The 18,794-nt window shown below is 67.5% G+C and carries 15 protein-coding genes and 1 pseudogene; 10 read left to right on the top strand and 6 right to left on the bottom strand.

Annotation, left to right across the window (positions count from 1 at the left end; genetic code table 11):
* The first annotated feature begins 60 nt into the window (after positions 1-60).
* Both A3ES_RS0125965 and A3ES_RS0125960 read left to right on the top strand, forming a co-directional pair.
* Positions 61-1,410, top strand: coding sequence for a glycoside hydrolase family 6 protein (locus A3ES_RS0125965; RefSeq protein ID WP_051084810.1), 1,350 nt, complete (start codon positions 61-63; stop codon positions 1,408-1,410).
* Positions 1,411-1,446: 36 nt separating this feature from the next.
* Positions 1,447-3,153: a cellulase family glycosylhydrolase gene (locus A3ES_RS0125960; RefSeq protein ID WP_051084809.1), complete on the top strand. Its 1,707-nt coding sequence runs from the start codon at positions 1,447-1,449 to the stop codon at positions 3,151-3,153.
* Here A3ES_RS0125960 and A3ES_RS0125955 read toward each other — a convergent pair whose 3' ends face one another.
* Positions 3,154-5,538, bottom strand: a complete 2,385-nt coding sequence (locus A3ES_RS0125955) for a DUF6923 family protein (protein WP_020389768.1) — start codon at positions 5,536-5,538, stop codon at positions 3,154-3,156.
* Between the two features lie 171 nt (positions 5,539-5,709).
* Here A3ES_RS0125955 and A3ES_RS56250 point away from each other — a divergent pair.
* Positions 5,710-6,510, top strand: a pseudogene (locus A3ES_RS56250) (Gfo/Idh/MocA family protein); the annotation flags it as partial.
* 250 nt (positions 6,511-6,760) lie between these two features.
* A complete protein-coding gene (locus A3ES_RS56245; RefSeq protein ID WP_237745052.1) occupies positions 6,761-7,393 on the top strand; it encodes a Gfo/Idh/MocA family oxidoreductase in 633 nt (210 codons plus the stop codon).
* Here A3ES_RS56245 and A3ES_RS0125940 read toward each other — a convergent pair.
* Entirely contained in the window at positions 7,380-8,540 is a 1,161-nt protein-coding gene (locus A3ES_RS0125940; protein WP_020389765.1) for an N-acetylglucosamine-6-phosphate deacetylase, read from the bottom strand. The genes A3ES_RS56245 and A3ES_RS0125940 overlap by 14 nt on opposite strands.
* Entirely contained in the window at positions 8,537-9,298 is a 762-nt protein-coding gene (locus A3ES_RS0125935) for a glucosamine-6-phosphate deaminase (protein ID WP_020389764.1), read from the bottom strand. Before A3ES_RS0125935 ends, A3ES_RS0125940 begins: the two co-directional genes overlap by 4 nt.
* 61 nt (positions 9,299-9,359) lie before the next feature.
* On the opposite strand from A3ES_RS0125935, the gene A3ES_RS0125930 reads away from it, so the two are divergent.
* Together A3ES_RS0125930 and A3ES_RS48465 are read left to right on the top strand one after the other, a co-directional pair.
* Positions 9,360-10,376: a LacI family DNA-binding transcriptional regulator gene (locus A3ES_RS0125930; RefSeq protein ID WP_040455544.1), complete on the top strand. Its 1,017-nt coding sequence runs from the start codon at positions 9,360-9,362 to the stop codon at positions 10,374-10,376.
* Between the two features lie 40 nt (positions 10,377-10,416).
* The gene (locus tag A3ES_RS48465) at positions 10,417-11,412 is read left to right on the top strand and encodes a Gfo/Idh/MocA family protein (protein ID WP_020389762.1); all 996 of its coding nucleotides are present in this window, start codon (positions 10,417-10,419) and stop codon (positions 11,410-11,412) included.
* 20 nt (positions 11,413-11,432) lie between these two features.
* Here A3ES_RS48465 and A3ES_RS0125920 read toward each other — a convergent pair whose 3' ends face one another.
* Genes A3ES_RS0125920 through A3ES_RS48460 form a run of 3 tightly spaced genes read right to left on the bottom strand, consistent with a single transcriptional unit; the run spans position 11,433 to position 14,427 of the window.
* On the bottom strand, positions 11,433-11,864 hold the full coding sequence (locus A3ES_RS0125920; RefSeq protein ID WP_020389761.1) for a hypothetical protein: 432 nt from the start codon (positions 11,862-11,864) through the stop codon (positions 11,433-11,435).
* Positions 11,865-11,877: 13 nt separating this feature from the next.
* Positions 11,878-12,786: a carbohydrate ABC transporter permease gene (locus tag A3ES_RS0125915; protein ID WP_020389760.1), complete on the bottom strand. Its 909-nt coding sequence runs from the start codon at positions 12,784-12,786 to the stop codon at positions 11,878-11,880.
* A gap of 3 nt (positions 12,787-12,789) precedes the next feature.
* The gene (locus tag A3ES_RS48460; protein ID WP_157630754.1) at positions 12,790-14,427 is read right to left on the bottom strand and encodes an extracellular solute-binding protein; all 1,638 of its coding nucleotides are present in this window, start codon (positions 14,425-14,427) and stop codon (positions 12,790-12,792) included.
* Between the two features lie 167 nt (positions 14,428-14,594).
* Here A3ES_RS48460 and A3ES_RS0125905 point away from each other — a divergent pair, with 167 nt between their 5' ends.
* The 4 genes from A3ES_RS0125905 to A3ES_RS0125890 are packed head-to-tail and all read left to right on the top strand — an operon-like array spanning position 14,595 to position 18,358.
* Positions 14,595-15,656, top strand: a complete 1,062-nt coding sequence (locus A3ES_RS0125905; protein WP_040455541.1) for a dihydrodipicolinate synthase family protein — start codon at positions 14,595-14,597, stop codon at positions 15,654-15,656.
* A 13-nt stretch (positions 15,657-15,669) separates the two neighbouring features.
* Positions 15,670-16,911, top strand: coding sequence for a DegT/DnrJ/EryC1/StrS family aminotransferase (locus A3ES_RS0125900; RefSeq protein WP_020389757.1), 1,242 nt, complete (start codon positions 15,670-15,672; stop codon positions 16,909-16,911).
* On the top strand, positions 16,908-17,630 hold the full coding sequence (locus tag A3ES_RS48455; RefSeq protein WP_063745997.1) for an amidohydrolase family protein: 723 nt from the start codon (positions 16,908-16,910) through the stop codon (positions 17,628-17,630). Before A3ES_RS0125900 ends, A3ES_RS48455 begins: the two co-directional genes overlap by 4 nt.
* Entirely contained in the window at positions 17,627-18,358 is a 732-nt protein-coding gene (locus tag A3ES_RS0125890) for an amidohydrolase family protein (RefSeq protein WP_020389755.1), read from the top strand. Before A3ES_RS48455 ends, A3ES_RS0125890 begins: the two co-directional genes overlap by 4 nt.
* Positions 18,359-18,794 lie beyond the last annotated feature (436 nt).

Genomic DNA, 18,794 nt, shown 5'->3' with positions numbered 1-18,794 from the left:
AAGCGATCTGGGAGCGCTCCCAACCGTCATGGCCGCCCACCGACGCTGCGAGGACCCATCATGCGATCAAGAAATCTGACATCCGGCGGAGTGACCGCCGCCCTGGCGCCTTGTGCCACCGTGCTTGTGGTGGCGCTCGTCGCAACTGCAGCCACCCTTGCCGCCGGGCGAAGTGCCCATGCCGCCGGCTCGCCGTTCTTCGTTGACCCGAACACCAGCGCGGCGAAGTGGGTGGCGGGAAACCCGAACGACTCCCGGACGCCGATGATCCGGGACCGGATCGCGGCCACGCCGCAGGGCAAGTGGTTCACCACGACAAACACCGGCACGGTACGGGCCGAGGTCGACGCCTACGTCGGGGCCGCCGCGGCGGCCGGCAAGGTGCCGATCATGGTCGTCTACAACATCCCCAACCGCGACTGCGGTGGTGCCAGTAGCGGCGGCTCACCTTCGCACGAGGCGTATCGGGCCTGGGTCGACCAAGTGGCGGCGGGTGTAGCGGGCCGGCCGGCGGCGATCGTACTGGAGCCCGACGTGCTACCGATCATGACGAACTGTCAGTCGGCAGACCAGCAGAACCAGACGAAGGCGTCGATGGCCTACGCGGGGAAGAAGCTCAAGTCTGGTTCGGCACAAACGAAGGTGTACTTCGACATCGGCCATTCCGCGTGGCTGTCGCCAGGGGAGTCCGCGGCACGGCTGCGTGGCGCCGACATCTCGAACAGCGCCGACGGTATCGCCACCAACGTGTCGAACTACCGAGCGACCGCCGACGAGGCTGCCTTCGCCAAGGCGGTACTGAACGCGTTGGGCGACTCGCGGCTTCGTGCCGTGATCGACACCAGCCGCAACGGCAACGGGCCGTTGGGCAGCGAGTGGTGCGACCCGGCGGGCCGGGCCATCGGCACCCCGAGCACGGACCAGACCGGCGACGGGCAGATCGCTGCGTTCCTGTGGGTCAAGCCGCCGGGCGAGGCCGACGGATGCATCGCCGGAGCGGGGCAGTTCGTACCGCAGCGGGCGTACGAGCTGGCGGCCGCCGCCAACTGGACACCGCCGCCCACCACAACGCCCCCGCCCACCACGCCCACGCCGCAGCCCGGCTCGTGCAAGGTGACGCACCGGGTGGTCAACACCTGGAACTCCGGCTACACCGCCGAGATCGTCATCGAGAACCGCGGGGCGCCAGTTGACGGGTGGACCCTCACCTTCTCAGCGCCCGGAGTGACCGTGACCCAAGGCTGGAACGCGACCTGGACCGACACAGGCGACACCGTGCGAGTCGTGAACGAGTCCTGGAACGGCAAGCTCACCACCGGCGGTTCCGCAACGATCGGCTATAACGCGACCTACGGCGGTGGCACCCCGCCGTTCTCCGCTCCGACCCTGAATGGCATGTCCTGCGCCTGAGGCCTTCCTTTGTTCTGTGAGATTGCGAGGAGCTCCATGTTCACAAGAACGCGAGTGTTCCGGCATCGGGTCGCTGTGCTTGCGGCCGCGATCGCGACCTTGGCCGCGAGCGTCGGCCCGGTACCAGCCAACGCCGCCGAGAGCCGCACGAGCATCAACGCGATGGCCAGAGTTGCGGCGATGCAGCCAGGCTGGAATGTCGGCAATACCCTGGACTCGACCGGCAGCGACGAGACGTCGTGGGGCAACCCACGGATCACGGAAGCGCTGCTGGACAACGTGAAGGCGCAGGGTTTCAAGAGCATCCGCATCACCGTCACGTGGAGCGCGCATGTGGCGCCGGCTCCGGGCCACCAGATCGAGGCGGCGTACCTGAACCGGGTCAAAGAGGTTGTCGGCTGGGCTATGGCGCGCGGCCTGTACGTGATGATCAACCTTCATCACGATTCGTGGCAGTGGATCAACACCATGCCGGCCGACCGCAGCGGCGTACTCAGTCGCTACAACGCGATCTGGACACAGTTGGCCGAAGCCTTCAAGACCTTCGGACCCAAGCTGACGTTCGAGAGCGTCAACGAGCCGCAGTTCACCGGTAGCTCGGGACAGGCCCAGGAAGTGGAGTTGCTCAACGAGCTGAACACCTCGTTCCGCGACATCGTACGTCGATCCGGTGCGGGCAACGCCACTCGTCTCCTCGTCCTGCCGACCCTGCACACGTCGTCCGACCAGGTGCTGCTCGACGCGCTGGCGACTTCGATCCGCAGCTTCAACGACCCCAACCTGGTCGCGACGGTGCACTACTACGGCTACTGGCCGTTCAGCGTGAACGTTGCCGGTGGCACCCATTTCGACGCCACCGCGCAGAAGGACCTGACCGACTCGTTCGATCGTGTCTACAACACTTTGGTCGCCCGCGGCATCCCCGTGATCCTCGGTGAGTACGGCCTGCTCGGTTTCGATCGGCACACCGGGACCATCCAGCAAGGCGAGAAGCTGAAGTTCTTCGAGTACCTCGGCCACTACACGCGCGCCAAGAAGATCACCACGATGCTGTGGGACAACGGCCAGCACCTCGGCCGCACCTCGGTCCAGTGGAGCGACCCGGAGCTCTTCGCGCAGCTCAAGTCGAGCTGGACGACCCGCTCCGGCACGGCGTCCACGGACCAGGTCTTCAACGCCCGGTCGAGTGCCATCACCGCCAAGACGATCACCCTGAATCTCAACGGGACGTCGTTCAGGGGGCTGCGCCATGGCGCCACCGAGCTGGTACGTGGTACCGACTACACCGTCCAGGGCGACCAGCTCACCCTGACCACTCCGACGCTGACAAGGCTGAGCGGATCACGGGAGTACGGCACGAACGCGGTGCTGTCGGCCCGCTTCTCCCGAGGTGTGCCGTGGCGGATCAACCTCATCACCTCCGACTCACCGGTGCTGAGCAACGCCACGGGGACGACGAGTTCCTTCGCGATCCCGACAACCTTCCGCGGCGACCTGCTGGCCACGATGGAGGCCAAGTACGCCGACGGCTCCAACGCGGGCCCGCACGACTGGACATCCTTCAAGGAGTTCGACCGCGCGTTCGCCCCCAACTACGCGACCGGAGCCACCACCCTGACCCCGGACTTCTTCGCCGCCATCAACGACAGCTCACGGGTGACGCTCACGTTCCACTACTGGAGCGGCACCAAACTGACCTACTACGTCACCAAGTCAGGCACCACAGTCACTGGCAACTGGTGATTACCGGCCGACGTCGGAGCGGGCGGCGGCGAGGCGGATGAGGATGGCCTCCCAGCGGTCCACCGTTCCGGCGGCCTCCAGTTCTTTGGCCTTCTTGTCGACCGCACGGACGTAGGCGCTGTGGCTCGGCCAGTCCGCTTCGGCATCCGGCAGTACGTCGGTCAGCGTGCAGCCGTAGGTCGTATTCCGGTTGACGACGTGGCTGTTGATGTTCCCGGTCCACACCGTCGTCCGGAGATCCGACCGGGGACAGGGGTCGACCGGTGGGCTGTATGACGCCAGGTTGGTCGGGTTCGTCCAGCCGTCCGGTCGGAGCAGCGTGTAGTACGTGCCGTCCGGGGTCTGGGTGAGCCGGTTGAGGCCGTGGTCGCGCAGCATGGTCGACACACCGCCGAGGCTGTCCACGACGAACAGCCGGCCGGACGAGACGCCGTACAGGTAGCCGTCGCGCCACGACAGGGCCCCGTCGTTGGCGCCGGTCCTGCCGCTGTGGACGGGGATCTGGCGCAGTACCGCCCCGGTGGTCGGGTTGGCGACGAACACGATGCCGTCCGCCAGACCCCACAAGTTGCCGTCGGGTCCGATGCTCAACTGGTTGATGCTGGCTGCACCGGGCACGGGTACGACGTCAATGAGCACAGCGCCGGTTGACGGGTCGACCTTGATCAGGTGCGCCTCGGTAGCGATGGGCTCGGTACCTTGACCGCCTTCGATGGCCGAGCCGGCCCACAGCCCGGTGCTGACTGGCAGCAGGGAGGAGATGGTCTGGTCGGCCACCAGGTCGCGGTAGACGGTGAAGGCGCCGGTCGGGACGTCGTACACCGTGAGAGCCCCGCCGTACTCGCCGTACGCCGGTGTGGTGCCGACGTAGACCTTGTCGCCGGCAGGTACTACGGAGACGGGCCTGTTCTGGTGGTGGCTGTCGACGAGGGCGAAGAGCTCCTTCGGGTTCGTTGGGGACTCCGGGGCCTTCGGGTCCCACAGCGACAACCGGCCGTACGGGTAGATCCCGACATACATCTTGCCGGTGTTGTCCCAGGCCCAGTCCTCGACCTGTCCCTGGCGGGTTGTGGCCGTGGCCTTGGCGGTCGCCGGGTCGTAGACCGAGGTCGACCCGTTGAGGAAGGCGTTGACGAACACCTTCCCGTTCGAGGGGTCCGCGAGAGCGTGCATGAGCGCCACCGGGACGTACTGGAACGGGGAGGTCCACGACGTGAGAGTGCCGGCCTGCGGGTCGTACCGGAACGTCCCGCCGGAGTAGTTGCCGGCCAGGCCGTACAGCACCTGGCTGCCGTTCTCGGTGACCCAGCCGGACCCGATCGAGGCGCTCCGGGTGAACTGGTGCCCTGTCGGGCCGACTGTGTTGGTGTCCAGGTCGTAGTGCATGAAGGCCAGCGTGTTGTTGGTGAAGTACACCCCACCGGGACCGGCCGGGGACACGCCGCGTGCGGCGATCGGGTAGTCCATCACCAAGCTGCCGGTGGTCGCGTCGGTGAACTTGAGTTGCTCACCGGTGACGGGGTCGACCACGACCAGGCGACTACTGGCGTTGGCGAAGATGCGCCCGCCGACGTAGTCGAGGTCGATGAAGTCCTTGGCCGTCGTGCCGGCTGGAGTGATGTCCTCGACCTGGCCGGTCGCCACGTCGATGCGGAGCAGCCTGGCGTTGGGGGTGGAGATGCCGACGAACAGCTTGTTGTGGTCTGGGTCGTACACGGTTGATCGTGCGTACTTCTGCACCGGGTCGAGTGAGCCGTAGTCGGTCACCTGGCCGTTCGACGCGTCGTACTTGAACGCATGGGCGGTCGGGTACGTCCCGGCGTACACGTTGCCGTTCTGATCCGCGGTGAGGCCAAAGATGTAGGACTCGCCGGGGATCGGCTGTCCCAGGTCGGTGACGGTGGCTGTTCCCGGGTCGTAGCGGTACAGGTGCGCGTTCGGGTAGGTGCCGACGTACAACCGGCCGTCGCTCGCCACAGTGATCGCCCACGCGCCGGCGGCGCCCTGGAGCGGGATGGCGTGCAGCAACTCGCGGCTGTGCAGATCGACGACGTTGAGACGGGCGTTCTCACCGGCGGGTACGGCGTACACGACGTCGCGGCCGCCGGGTGTCCGGCCGACCGCCCCCTCCATCACAGTGAGCGAGCTGATCGGTGCGCCAAGATCGCGAACCGGATCGTCGGCGGGGGCTACCCGAGCGGAATCCGGAGTGATCGGACCGGCCACCGCCGGGAAGGGACCAGGCGGTCTCCCGTGCGGATCTGGGCGGGCAGTTGCCATCAGGCCGCCAGTGCAGAGCAGACCCAGCGTGACGGCCAGGACCGCGGCGGCGCGGCAGAAGACGTGGAGACGGAGGACAGGACTGAGCGGACGGCGCGGAATCATGGGCGGGCTCCCTGCGGCGTTGGTCTCTGGAAGGTATAACGGTCATGGCCGTAACGTCTAGATCTTGGCCGCCCTGATCGACCCGTTGACGTCGTGATCTGGCCGCGAGTAACGTCCCGTAATTACAGCCAGGACCGTAATGCCGCGCCTGCGGGCGCAATCCATGGCCCCATGCAACCGGTTGCTCACTGTCGAGAGGTGAAGATGGGACAAGGTGTGCGGTTCGCGATCATCGGCGCCGGAGCGATCGGGGCGGTGCATGCGCGCCTGATCTCGTCACTGCCGGGCTCGGCGAGTCTGGTTGCGGTTGTCGATACCGACATCGACCGCGCCCGATCGCTGGCGACGCTGTTCGGCGCCAACCCCTATACCGACGCCGTGGCCGCCTATGCCGCGGAGGACATCGACGCGGTGGCGGTGTGCACTCCGAGCGCGCGGCACGGGGACGCCGCGGTGGAGGCTCTCAACGCGGGCAAGGACGTTCTCATCGAGAAGCCGCTGGCCACGACCCTGAGCGAGGCCGATCGCATCATCGCAGCCGAGAAGCTGAGCGGGCGGACGGTAACCGTCATCAGTCAGCGCCGCTTCCAGCCGCCCGCGGTCGGGATCAGGCACTCGATTCGCCGGGGCGACCTGGGCCGGATCACGTCGGGTATCGCGGAGTCCGTCTTCTTCCGTTCGCAGGAGTACTACGACTCTGGGGATTGGCGTGGCACCGCGTCGGTCGATGGTGGGGGCGCGTTGATGAATCAAGGCATCCACACGCTCGACCTGCTGCTCTGGATGATGGGTGAGCCGGTCGAGGTGTCGGCGCAGACCGCGACGATCGCCCACGAACGCATCGATGTCGAGGATGTCGCCGCGGCGACGATCAGGTTTGCCAGCGGTGCCATCGGAGTGCTGCTCGCGAGCACAGCCGCCTATCCAGGGTTGCCGGTCCGGATCACGGTGCATGGTGACCAGGGCGTGGCCGGGATGGTGGACGATCACCTCGAACTCTTCGAGTCCCGGCTGGTGGAACGGCACCCGCTCGATCGGGACGTCGACGCCGCAGGCTCACCTCTGGTCGAGGGGTGGAGCCCGGTCGACATCGCGCATCGTGCGCAGTACGAGGACTTCATCGGGGCTGTCGTCGATCGGCGACAGCCTGGCCGAGCTGGGATCGATCGGGACTGTCGTGGATACGCCGGAGGAACTGCTCGGCAGGGTCGACGCTGTGATCGTGACGTCTCGAGACGGCCGGCTGCATCGGGAGCAGGCGACGCCGTTCCTGAAATCCGGTACGCCCGTCTGGGTCGACAAGCCGCTGGCGTGCACAGTCCAGGACGCGCGGGCCATCCTCGACGCGGCCGGCGACGGGAAGACGCAGGTAACGTCGTCCTCGGCGCTGCGCTGGCTTCCTGAGATCGAGACGCTCGTCCGCGAGGCGGCCGCCCAGGTGGGCGAGATTCAGACGGTTACGGTGACTGGGCCGGCTGACGAGACGAGCGAGTACGCCGGGATCTTCTTCTACGGCATCCATCTCGCGGACGTCGCGCAGCGGCTCGCACCAGGCCGGACGAGCCCCGTTCGGGTACGTCGTGCCGCGGGCACGATTCTCGCGCACTACGACGCGGCTGGTACGGCTGTCACGTTGGAGTTCGTGCGGCCCGAACCGGAGGCACAGGTGCCGTTCCACGTCACCGTGGTCGGACGGCGCGGCGTTCTCGCGAGAGAGTTGCGGCTCGGCGCCGACTATCTCCGTCCCGGGGTCGACGCGTTCCTCTCGATGCTCTCGAGCGGAGCACTCCCAGTGACTGAGGAGGCCATGCTAGAGCCGATCTCGGTACTCGAGCAGGTGGCTACATCCCTGTAGGGGAAGGATATTCGACTCCACCCTGCACTGCCGTCGAGATCGCGAGGTCTGTGTCTCCGGGTTGCCACCCGAACAGGATGAGGTCGGCTCGCCCTCCTGGTACGAGCCGGCCGCGCCCACCCACGAAGCGACCGGGGGAGACCGTGGCGAGTTCGAGTGCGTCCGCGAGGCCGAGTCCAGCGGCGGTGGCAGCGTAGGCGACACCGGAGGCCAGACCCCGCGCGGCGCCGGCCAGCAGCCCGGACTCGACGTGAGTCAGCCTGCCCTGTTCGTCGAGTACGACGTGTCCTCCGACCGGCGTACGGTACTCACCCGCCGGGCACCCGGCCAGCGAGACCGCGTCGGAGACAAGCAGGGAGCGCTGAAGCCCCTTGGCCCGGATCATCGCTTTGAGGGCCGCGGCGGGCAGATGGTGACCGTCGGCGATGAACCCTGCCGTCAGTCCGTCCTCGGCGAGTTGAGACCAGAGATAGTTGGGGTGCCGGGGAAGCACTGTGTGTGCCCCGTTCCCGAGGTGCGTGGACAATCTCGCACCTGCGGTGACGGCCGCCCTGATCTGCTGATCGGTCGCGTGGGTGTGCCCGATGGCGACCTGGACGGACCTCGCGGTGAGAGCGGCGATGTAGTCGGCCGAGTCGTCATAGTGAGGCGACAGCGTGACCATTCCGATCAGTCCACCGGATCCCGACTGCCAGTCGTCGAACTCGTCCAGCGATGGTGGTCTGACCCATTCCAGCTCGTGGACGCCGCGCGGACCGTCCTGGTCCGAGAGGTGGGGTCCCTCGAGGTGGACGTACGGAATCGCTCTCGCGGTCGCGGCGTCGAGGGTGCGCGCCTGAGCCAGGGCCACCAGGCGGTCGGCGATGCGCGCGTGCGATGCGGTGACCAGAGTCGGTACGAACGTCGTCACGCCGTCGGTGAGAAGTCGCCGGGTCGCGGCGACGACGGCTCGCGGGCTTGGCTCCTCGGCGTTGAAGTCGAAGCCGGCGTATCCGTTCACCTGCAGGTCGACGAGACCGGGGGCGATCCAGTCGCCGGTCTGCAGCCGGCCTTCTTCGACGGAGAGGATCAGCCCGTCCCGGACGCTCACGGTGACCGGGGTCGAGGTGCGCGGATCCCTTCCGGTGAAGGTGACGACAGGGCTCATCCGGCGATTTCCTGACGGACTTCGAGGGCGGAGTCGCGGTCCAGATAGAGCACGCAGCCAGGATGCGTGCGCAGAATCGTTCCCGGTGATTCGGTGCTCAGAGCGTCGAGCAGTGCCGCGCGGACCGCCCTCGCCTTCGGGGACCCCGGGACGACGCAGAAGATCCTGCGCGCGGTCAACAGGGTCGGAATCGTCAGCGTGACCGCCTGTCGCGGTACGTCGTCGATCGTGGTGAAGCACTCGTCGTCGACCTGCTGCTGACGGCTGACCTCGTCGAGATCGACGACCTTCACCGCAAGAGGGTCGTGAAAGTCCGCGACGGCCGGGTCGTTGAACGCGAGGTGCCCGTTGACCCCGAGGCCGAGGCAGGCGATGTCGATCGGTGCCTCGGACAACTTGCCGGCGTAGTCGGCGAGCAGTCCGTCGATGTCGTCGGTGCTGTCCATGAGATTCACCTCGCCGACCGGAACGCGATCGAACAGTGTCCGCCGCAGCCACCGTCCGAACCGTTGCGGTGCGTCCGGTGACAGGCCCAGATACTCATCCAGCTGGAACGCCGAGATGCGCCGCCAGTCGATCCCAGGTTCGGCGCACAGGGCGGTCAGTGTCTCGTACTGACTCGGCGCCGAGGCGAACAGGATCCGGACCTTGTCCTGTCCGTCCAGCAGCCGTCGTAGTTCTGCCGCGATGTCGCGAGCCGCGGCGTGGCCAAGAACCTGACGGTCGGGATAGATGCGTACCCAGGGCAGCCCGGTCATGCCTTTCACGGTAGAATGCAACCGATTGCACGTCAAGATGGCCTGCGGTAGGGTTCCTGCCATGGCCCGTCGTAGGTCTGGGCAGCCGGGGATCGTCACGCTGCAGGACGTTGCCACGGCGGCAGGGGTGTCGCGTTCGACAGCGTCGCGAGCGTTCAGTCGCCCCGATCTGCTGCTGCCCGAGACGGTTGACCGGATCCATTCGATCGCCCACCGGATGGGGTACTCCCTGAACCATGCCGCGAGGGCTCTGTCCACCGGCAGATTCGGGAACCTGGCCGTGATCGTTCCCGATATCGGCAATCCCTTCTTTCCGCCGCTGGTCCGCAAGATCGAGGCGGGTGCCGACACTGTCGACTATGCGGTCTTCTTGGGAGACTCCGACGAGTCCGCGGTCCGCGAGGCGACTCTGGTGGCTCGGCTGAGCAATCAGATCGACGGCCTGGTGCTGGCGTCCTCGAGGATGACCGAGGATCAGATCCGCGCCATTGCCGCGACCAAGCCGGTCGTTCTGATCAACCGGGATCTCGCTGGAATTGCGCGTGTTCTCGTCGATGTCAAGGGCGGTGTGACGGAGGCCGTCGGGCACCTGAAACGCCTCGGGCACACGGACATCGCCTACGTGGCCGGGCCGCGAGAATCCTGGTCCGAGCAGCAGCGCCGTCAGTCGGTGGTCGCGGCAGGTACCGCGGCCGGACTGACTGTCACTGTTCTCGAACTCGGGCGGCCCAGCCACGAGGCGGCCAGAGATATCGTCTCGGCCCTGGTGGACTCAGGCGCGACGGCGGTGATCGCGTTCGACGATGTCGTCGCCCAAGGGCTGCTGGCCGGCCTGGACGCTCGCGGCATCGACGTGCCGCGCGAGTTCAGCGTGGTCGGATGCGACGACATCCTCGCGGCGACGACGCAGCCTCCGCTCACGACGATTTCCGGCGGGTCGGCCGCGGCCGGCGAGGCCGCCGTCGAACTGCTCCTGCGCCTGATCGACGGGCACCCGGCAGCCGGTGACGAGCGGGTCTCCATCGGAACCCATCTGGTCGTCCGGGCCAGCGTCGGCCGGGTCAACCGGCGACGCTGAGAAGCTTGTCCTGCAACCGGTTGCGTGATCTACTGCGAGGATGAGACGCGTCGCGATCGCGGGGGCGGCCCATCCCCACGTCGAGTACGTCACCCGTGAGCTGAGCTCGTCGCGAGACTTCGAGTTGGTGGGTGTGTCCGATCCGTCGACCGAGCTCGCGCGAGCTTGCGCTGATCCGTTCGGGGCCCGGGTCTTCGCCGATCACCGTGAGTTGTTCGCGGCCACCGAGCCTGACGTCGTGGTGGCGGCGGGGATCTACGGGACGCGTGGCGGCATCATCGTGGACGCCTTGAACCTCGGCTGCCACGTCGTGGCCGACAAGCCGCTGTGTACGACAGCCGCGGAGCTCGAGGCGATCTCGGCCGCGAGTACTGCGAATCAGCGATCAGTCACCATGCTTCTCGAGAAGCGGTACTACCCCGAAACGGTGGCCGCGCTGGAGATCGTGAGGTCGGGTCGCCTCGGAGCGCTGGTGGAGCTCAGTTCGACGGGTCCCCACAAACTCAACCCTCGCAGCCGTCCTGCCTGGTTCTTCGACCGACGGGCGTACGGCGGAATTCTCAACGATCTCCTGACCCACGACCTGGATCTGGCGCTGCTGCTCACGCAGGCGACGTCGGGCACGATCAGCGGTACGACGGCTGGATCGCTGCCGGAGCGATCCGATTTCGCCCTCTGCGGAGCCGCGACGGTGCGGACTCCTGACCACCTGATCCTGCTCGAAGCCAATTGGCTGACCCCTGCGGCCTCGGCAGTCCACGGCGACTATCACCTGCGACTGATCGGCACCGAAGGCGTCGCGGATCTGTGGTGGGCCAGGCATCAGCTGACGCTGACGACGAACAACCAGGCCACCTCGACCGTCGAACTCGGGAACGGATCGCGTCCGGCCGAGCTGACGTTCGAGCACCTCGCTCGCGGAGCGGAACCCCCGATCTCGACCAGCGAGTCCTTGGCAGCGGCGCGGCTCGCGCTGCTAGCGCAAGAAAGCGCCGACGGCAACGGAACCGCGCGCTCCTGGTCGATCGGGAGGTGACCGGGGCGCACCCCGACCCTTCAGAACTTGCCGTCGCGGACCTGGAACTTGGTCGGTTTGCCCGACAGCACGCCGCCGCGCAGGATCCAGTGAGCCTGCCAGTCCAGCAGCGTCTCGATTCCGGCGTCGGGCCGGCCGAACAACTCGTGGCACCGGGACGCATCGTTCAGCAAAGCCGTCGGCGCCTCCATGCCGGTCAACTCCGGTTCCACGTCGAGCCGCTTCCCCGCCTCCAGCGCGAGGTCGCGGACGGACAGCTTGCGGCGGCCAGCCCCGCGACGACCGAGTTGGTCTGCCACAGCCGACCGGGCGCACCGGACGTACCGGCTCGGTCCCATCTTGCCTCCGGCGCCCAGCAGGACCAGGTCTCCCTCCAGCCGGGCAAGGTCGGCGACCAGCCCAGAGGACGGCGTTGCCAGCGCAGCATCCAGCGCTGCTTCGTCTTCGAACACAGCTTGGTTCCTCTCAGCCTTTCAGGCCGGACATGGTGGCGCCCTCGGTGAAGTGCCGCTGGGCGAACAGGTAGGCGATGAAGAGCGGTGCCAGCGCGACGACCGAGCCGGCCATCGCGACACTCATCGGCACCTTGTCCTGCATCAGTCCCGCGATCCCGGTGGTCAGCAGTTGCAGGTCCGGCGACTGGGCCACCACCAGCGGCCAGAGGAAGTCGTTCCAGTGCCACAGGAAGACGAACAGCCCGAGCGTTGCCAGGATCGGCTTGCACAGCGGCAGCACGATCTGCGCGAAGATGCGGATCTCCGAGGCTCCGTCCACCTTCGCCGCGTCGATCAGCTCGTCCGGGATGCCGCGGATGAACTGCCGCATCAGGAACGTCGCCTGGGCGTTCGCGAGGGTCGGGACGATCAGTCCCCAGTAGGTGTTCACGCCGTCGGCCTTCGCGACGATCACGAACAGCGGGATCAAGGTGATGTGGTACGGCACCATCAGCATGCCGAGGAACGACCAGAAGATCGCGGTCTTGCCGGGGAACCGCTTCTTCGCGAAGGCGTACCCGGCCATCGACGACAGCAGCAGCACCAGGATCACGCTGACTCCGGAGTACACCAGGGTGTTCAGCGCCCATCGCAGGATCTGGTTCGACCGGATCACCCGGGAGAAGTTGTCCAGGGTGAGGTGGTCCGGCACCAGGCTTCCGGGAAAGATCAGGCCGCCGTTCGGTTTGAGCGACAGCACCACCATCGCGTAGAACGGGAACAGCGTCAGCAGCGCGCAGCCGGCCAGTACTACGCCACGAAGGATCCGGGTCGCGCCTCGAGCTGCGAAGACCTCCTGGCCGTCGCTCTGCTGCCCTGCTGAGTGCGATCGTTGCGGCTGTACGGCGGTGTCGAGGTCGGGTTCAGTCACTGTCGCCATCGGTCAGTCCTCCCGGTCAAGGACGAGTCGCTGCAGCAGCGTGATGACCAGCACCAGGACGAACAGCGCCAGCGCGATCGCCGAGGCATAGCCGGCGGCGATGGCGACGATCGCCAGCACGTCGTTGGTGAGCCACGAACCGTCGTACAGGCCGAGCCCGCCGAGTAGCCGCGGCGCGGCGCCGTCGGTGCCGAAGATCCAGATGAAGACGACTCCGGCGAGCACCAGCGAGGTGATCACCGGCAGGAAGAACGCGGCCCGGAAGAATCGGATGCCGCGAAACGAGCGCCGGACCAGCAGTGCCATCCCGACCGCCAGCGCGACCAGCACCGGCACGGTGACGACGGTGTAGACCAGCGTGACCCGCAGCGAGTGCCAGAACACCGGTTCGGCGGCCTTGGCGCCGTCTCTGATCGCCTTCTCCGCGGTCTTCTTGCCGAGCACGACGGCCTGGAGTTCGGGGGCCAGCACGGCCTGGACCTCGCGGGAATGCGCGACCCGCGGGCCGACGTTGACCATCGCCAGGTAGGGCTCGGCCTGGGCTTCCGGCGAGCCCGCCGCGAACGGCGCCGGTGCGCCCTCCTTCGGCGGGTAATAGTTCGAGAACTTGCCGATCGCGGCCAACTGCTCGTCGCTGGTGATGAAGTTGACCCAGGCCGCGGCCAGCGACTTGTTCTCGGAGTCCTTGAGGACGGTGAACGACCCGACCGTGCCGTAGGTCGCCTGCGCCTTGTCCTTCAACGGTGGGGTGATCATGACGTCCTTGCCCCAGACGGAGGCCATGCCGGTCGCGGTCGCGTAGTAGACACACCCGACCTGGCGGCGGCCGACCACGGTCTGCTCCGCCAGCAGGTTGACGGCGGCCTCGTCGCGCTTGACGAAACCCTGTGCCGCGAGGTCGCCGAGGTACGTCGCGGCCGCCACCATCGCCGGGCTGTCCAGAGTCGGTTTGCCCGCATCGTCGAACGGCGAGCCGCCGGCCTGCCACACCCAGGGGTAGAAGGTGGAGTTGAGGGTCGTCTCGGTCGACGCGATGATGTGCGTCACGTACTTGCCCTTGGCCTTGAACTTCGGGCCGAGCGCGGCCAGTTCGGCCCAGGTCGTCGGTGGCTTGTCCACGCCGACCTCCTTGAGCACCTTGGCGTCGCAGATCCCCGGGATCACCGACATCAGGATCGGCGCACCGTAGATCTTCCCGTCGTAGGTGACCGCGTCGAGCGAGCTCTTGCGGTACCCGCCGGTCTTCAGCGCGTCGTTCAGCGGTTCCAGCACCTCCTGGGCGCGGAACTGTGCCAGTTCGTCGGGAATCATGTAGACCACGTCGGGCGCGGTGCCGCCGGCGATCGCGGTGGTCAGTGCGGTGTCGCGGTCTTTCCACGGCTTGACCTCGACGGTGACATCGGCCTGCGGGTACTTCGTCTTGAACGCCGCGACCTGTGACTCCCAGAACTTCTTGTCCGCACTCTCGTCATCGCCACTCGACAGTGGATAGGCGCGGACCGTGATCTTGCCGCTGACCTCCTCGCCGTCCTTCGGCGCGGCGACCGATCCGCCATTGCCACCGCATGCCGCCAGTACGGACAGGGCAGCCACGCCTGGCGACGGCCAGGTTTCCGGTTCTCCGCCAGGACGTTCGCCCACCTCCAGATTAGGGGGTTACGGTCATGACCGTAGATGCCGATAGATGGTCAGTCAACGACTTGTACAAGGGTCATTCCAGAATGATTAGGGCATCTCCGCCGTGTTGACAGCACTCATTCTGCTAATTACGGTCTTAACCGTTATTGCCGACTCCTCAGGGCGGTGCGATGCTCTCGTCTGCTGCGGCACCGGATCCGGTGGCCGGACTCCTGCGCGAAGGCTGCGTGATCCCCGCGCACCCGCTTGCGCTTGACCAGGACCTGCGGATCGACGAGCGCCACCAGCGGGCGCTGACCAGGTACTACCTGGCCGCGGGGAGCGGCGGGCTGGCCGTGGGTGTCCACACCACCGAGTTCGCGATCCGCGATCGCGGCCTGCTGGAGCCGGTCCTCGCCTTGGCCGCCGAGACCGTGCGGAACGAGTCCGGGCGGCCGGTGGTGATGGTGGCCGGCGCGTGTGGTGAGACGCGGGACGCCGTACGCGAGGCCGAGATCGCTGCCGGGCTCGGGTATCACTACGCATTGCTGAGTCCGGGCGGCCTGGCGCACCTGAGCGAGGACGAGTTGGTCGAGCGGACCGCAGCGGTGGCGGAGGTGCTGCCGGTGATCGGTTTCTACCTGCAGCCGGCCGTGGGCGGCCGCCGGCTGTCCGCCCGGTACTGGGCCCGCGTCGCGGAGATCCCCAGACTGGCCGCGATCAAGGTCGCACCGTTCGACCGGTACGCGACTCTCGACGTACTGCGATCGGTCGGAAGCTCTGGGCGGAGCGACGAGATCGCGGTCTACACCGGGAACGACGACAACATCCTCGTTGATCTGCTCACGCCGTTCGAGTTCAGCGTCGGCGGCTCGCGGGTGCGCAAGCACATGGTCGGGGGGCTGCTCGGTCAGTGGGCGGTCTGGACGCGGCCCGCGGTTCAGCTGCTGGAACGCGTCAGGGCCGCGCGCGCCGGAGCAGTGGATGACCTGCCTGCCTTGCTGATGCTGGCGGCGCAGTTGACCGACGCCAACGCCGCCATCTTCGATGCGGCCAACGACTTCCACGGCTGCGTGCCTGGTATCAAGGAGGTCTTGCGCCGCCAGGGCCTGGTGGCCGACCGTCGCTGCCTTGACCCGGCCGAGGACCTGTCACCGGGGCAGGCCGAGGAGATCCACCGCGTGACCGCGGCCTACCCGTGGCTGACCGACGACGAATTCGTCACTGAGCATCTCGACACTTGGCTGTCGTGAGGGAGTGGTTGTCATGAGCATCGATCCTGCACGCCTTGCCCGTGATGGTGGTGCGGCGGTGCGCACGGCCCCGTTGCCGTCCGTGATGGACAGCTCCGGCCGCCGTTTCGGCGACGAGGAGGTGAAGGCCGTCGAAGGTGTGCTCCGCAGTGGCATGCTGTCGTCGACCTGGGGGACCGAAGTGCCCGCGCTGGAGCACGAGTTCGCCGCTTTGCTCGGTGCGAATCACGCGGTCGCCTGCAGCTCCGGTACGGCGGCCCTACACCTGGCTGTGGCGGCGGTCGACCCGGAGCCGGGGGACGAGATCATCACCACGCCGATCAGTGACATGGGCACGGTGATCCCGATTCTGATGCAGAACGCCGTACCGGTGTTCGCCGACGTCGACCAGGAGACGGGCAACCTCTCGCCGGCGACCGTGGCAGCCGCGATCACTCCGCGGACCCGGGCGGTCATCGTGGTGCATCTGTTCGGCAAGCCGGCGCCGGTGCGGGAGTTGCGGGAGTTGTGTGACCGCAACGGGCTGATGCTGATCGAAGACTGTGCCCAGGCCTATCTCGCCAGGGTCGGCGACACGGTGGCTGGGCGGATCGGCCATATCGGCTGCTTCAGCCTGCAGCAGACCAAGCACATCAGCGCTGGCGACGGCGGTCTGGCAGTCACGGACGACGCTGCGCTCGCGCGCCGGATGCGCCTGTTCTCTGACAAGGGCTGGCCGCGGGACACTACGGAGCGGACCTATCTGTTCCTCGCGGTGAACTACCGGATGTCCGAGCTCGTCGGTGCGGTGGCCAGGGCCCAGTTGCCGCGGCTGCCGGGGGTGGTTGCAGATCGCCGTACGGCGGCTGCGCGGGCTACTGCGGCGCTGTCGGATCTGGCGGGTGTGACTGTTCCACCGGATGTCGGTGACCACGTCTACTGGCAGTACCCGTTGATCCTTGACCCCGATGTCGCCGGTGACCTGCAGGAGTGGGCCGCCGCGCTTACGGCGGAGGGGATCCCCGCGAACGGTGGCTACCTGACCGGCGCCCTGTACAGCGCGCCCGTCTTGCGTGACAAGGTCACCTACGGACGGTCGGGGTATCCGCTCGAAGATGTTGAGTACCCGGTGGGGCTCTGCCCGACCGCGGAAGACTTGATCAACCGGCGGCTCCTTGTCCTTCCCTGGAACGAGAACTACACCGCTGACGACGTGGACGACGTGGTTGCGGCGGTCCGCAAGGTCCACGCCGTTTTGGCGGGGGTGCAGGGATGAGCGGGCCGGTGTTGCTTGACTGCGATGTTCTGATCGGGCATGACGTGACCACTACTCGGTGGGCCCGGCCCGACGCGGTTCGGGACGACGTGGCCGCGATCGGGCTGTCGGGTGGTGTGGTGTCCAGCCTGCGGGCCGTGCATTTCGACGTACGCAGTGGGAACGACGAGGCCCTGGAAGTTGCTGCGGGCAACGGGTGGACGGCGTGCCCGGTGCTCGACCTGCGGGACGCACTCGGGGCGGAGCGGGAGCTGGAGCGCTTGCTGTCGCTGGCCGCACCGCCGCGAACGGTGCGGCTGGCACCGAGTCTGCAGCGCGTGGAGCCGGAGTTCCCGACCTTCGGGCATGTGGTGAAGCTGGTAGTGGCCGCGGGGTTGACGGTGTTCGTGGAGGGCGACGTACGGAAGTTCGGTACGCCGTTCCGGGGGCTCGGCGCACAGGTGGTGTTCCTCGACACGCACTTCTACCACTTGGGTGACTTCATCGTGCTGGCCCGCGACGAGGCCGGGTTCCGGACGTCGACGCGGATGCTGACCGGGCCGGACTCGCTGGAGATCGTTGCGGCGGAGGTCGGTGCCGAGCGGCTGCTGCTGGGGTGCCGGACGCCGTTCCACGAGGCGCGGTCGGTGGTACGGCGGTTGCTCACGTCGAGGCTGAGCGCCGGGGAGATCGAGCTGGTCGGGAGCGGTAACGTGAAGAGCTTGCTGGAGTCCGCATGATCGTCGACGTGCATGCCCATTGGGGCCCGTGGTTCTTCTCGATGGACGTCGGTGGCATCGAGGTCAACATCGACCTGATGGACCGGTTCGGCATCGACGTCCAGTTGGTGTCGGCGATCGAGGCGATCGTGTACGACGCCCCAGGCGGCAACCGGGCGATGCTGGCGCAGCTGGACGCGGACCCGCGGTTGCGCGGGATGCTGGTGGTCGATCCGCGCCGGCTGGAAGAGGCGCGCGACGATCTGACGGAGCTCCTGGCCGGAGACGGACGGGAGCGATGGACCGGGGCCAAGATCCATACCGAGTACAGCCGGACGCCGATCGACAGCCCGCCGATGCGGGCCGCCATCGAACTGACCACCGAGTTCGGGCTGCCCACGCTGGTACACACCTGGGACCGGAACATCCTCGACCTCGCCGACGTGGCCGCCGCGGTCCCCGGCGCCCGCGTCATAGCCGGCCACATGGCGGCCAGCGGCTGGCGGCTGATCCCCGAAGCCGCCGACCGCTCCGATCGCGTCTGGTTCGAGCCCTGCTGGTCCGCCCCTGACGCCGGCCGGATCCGCTGGACCCTCGACCGGGTCGGCCCCGGCCGACTCATGTTCGGCACCGACGCAACCTTGATCGATCCCTCGATCGCGCTGGGAGCCGTCGAAGCCGCCGACCTCACCCCGGCCGAACACGACGCCGTCATGGGTGCGACCGCAGCCGACCTCTTCGACCTCTGACCCGCAGCGGCCTGAGCACCGACGCCTTCGGCCGCCTCGTCACCGACGAGACGTTGACCAGCATCGACGATGACCGCATCGTCGCCGCAGGGGACTCGGCGGCACCGTCGGATCAGCCGCTACGGATGAGCTGCCAGGCCGCGAATCCGCTGGGTGCGCATGCCGCCGACACAGTGTTCAGTCACATCGCGGGGACGCAACCCGCGCCCGTCATGGTGGGATTCTTCGGTCAGTGCATCAGTCTGGGCCGTGGCGTCGCCACTGCGGCGGGGTGCCCAGCTGGGCTCCGAGCAGGTGCTTGCCGCCCGGCCGTCAAGATGTCCGAAGCGCTCCCCGACCTGCTTCGCGGCCTCCTGAACGATGGACGAGTCGGTGACGTCCAGGGTGACGGCGTGCGCGTCGCCGCCTGCCGCGCGGATGGCTGTGCACGCACGAC

The sequence above is a fragment of the Kribbella catacumbae DSM 19601 genome, from assembly GCF_000372465.1.
In the GTDB taxonomy this organism is placed as follows: Bacteria; Actinomycetota; Actinomycetes; order Propionibacteriales; family Kribbellaceae; genus Kribbella; species Kribbella catacumbae.
This window is presented reverse-complemented; position numbering and strand designations above follow the sequence as displayed.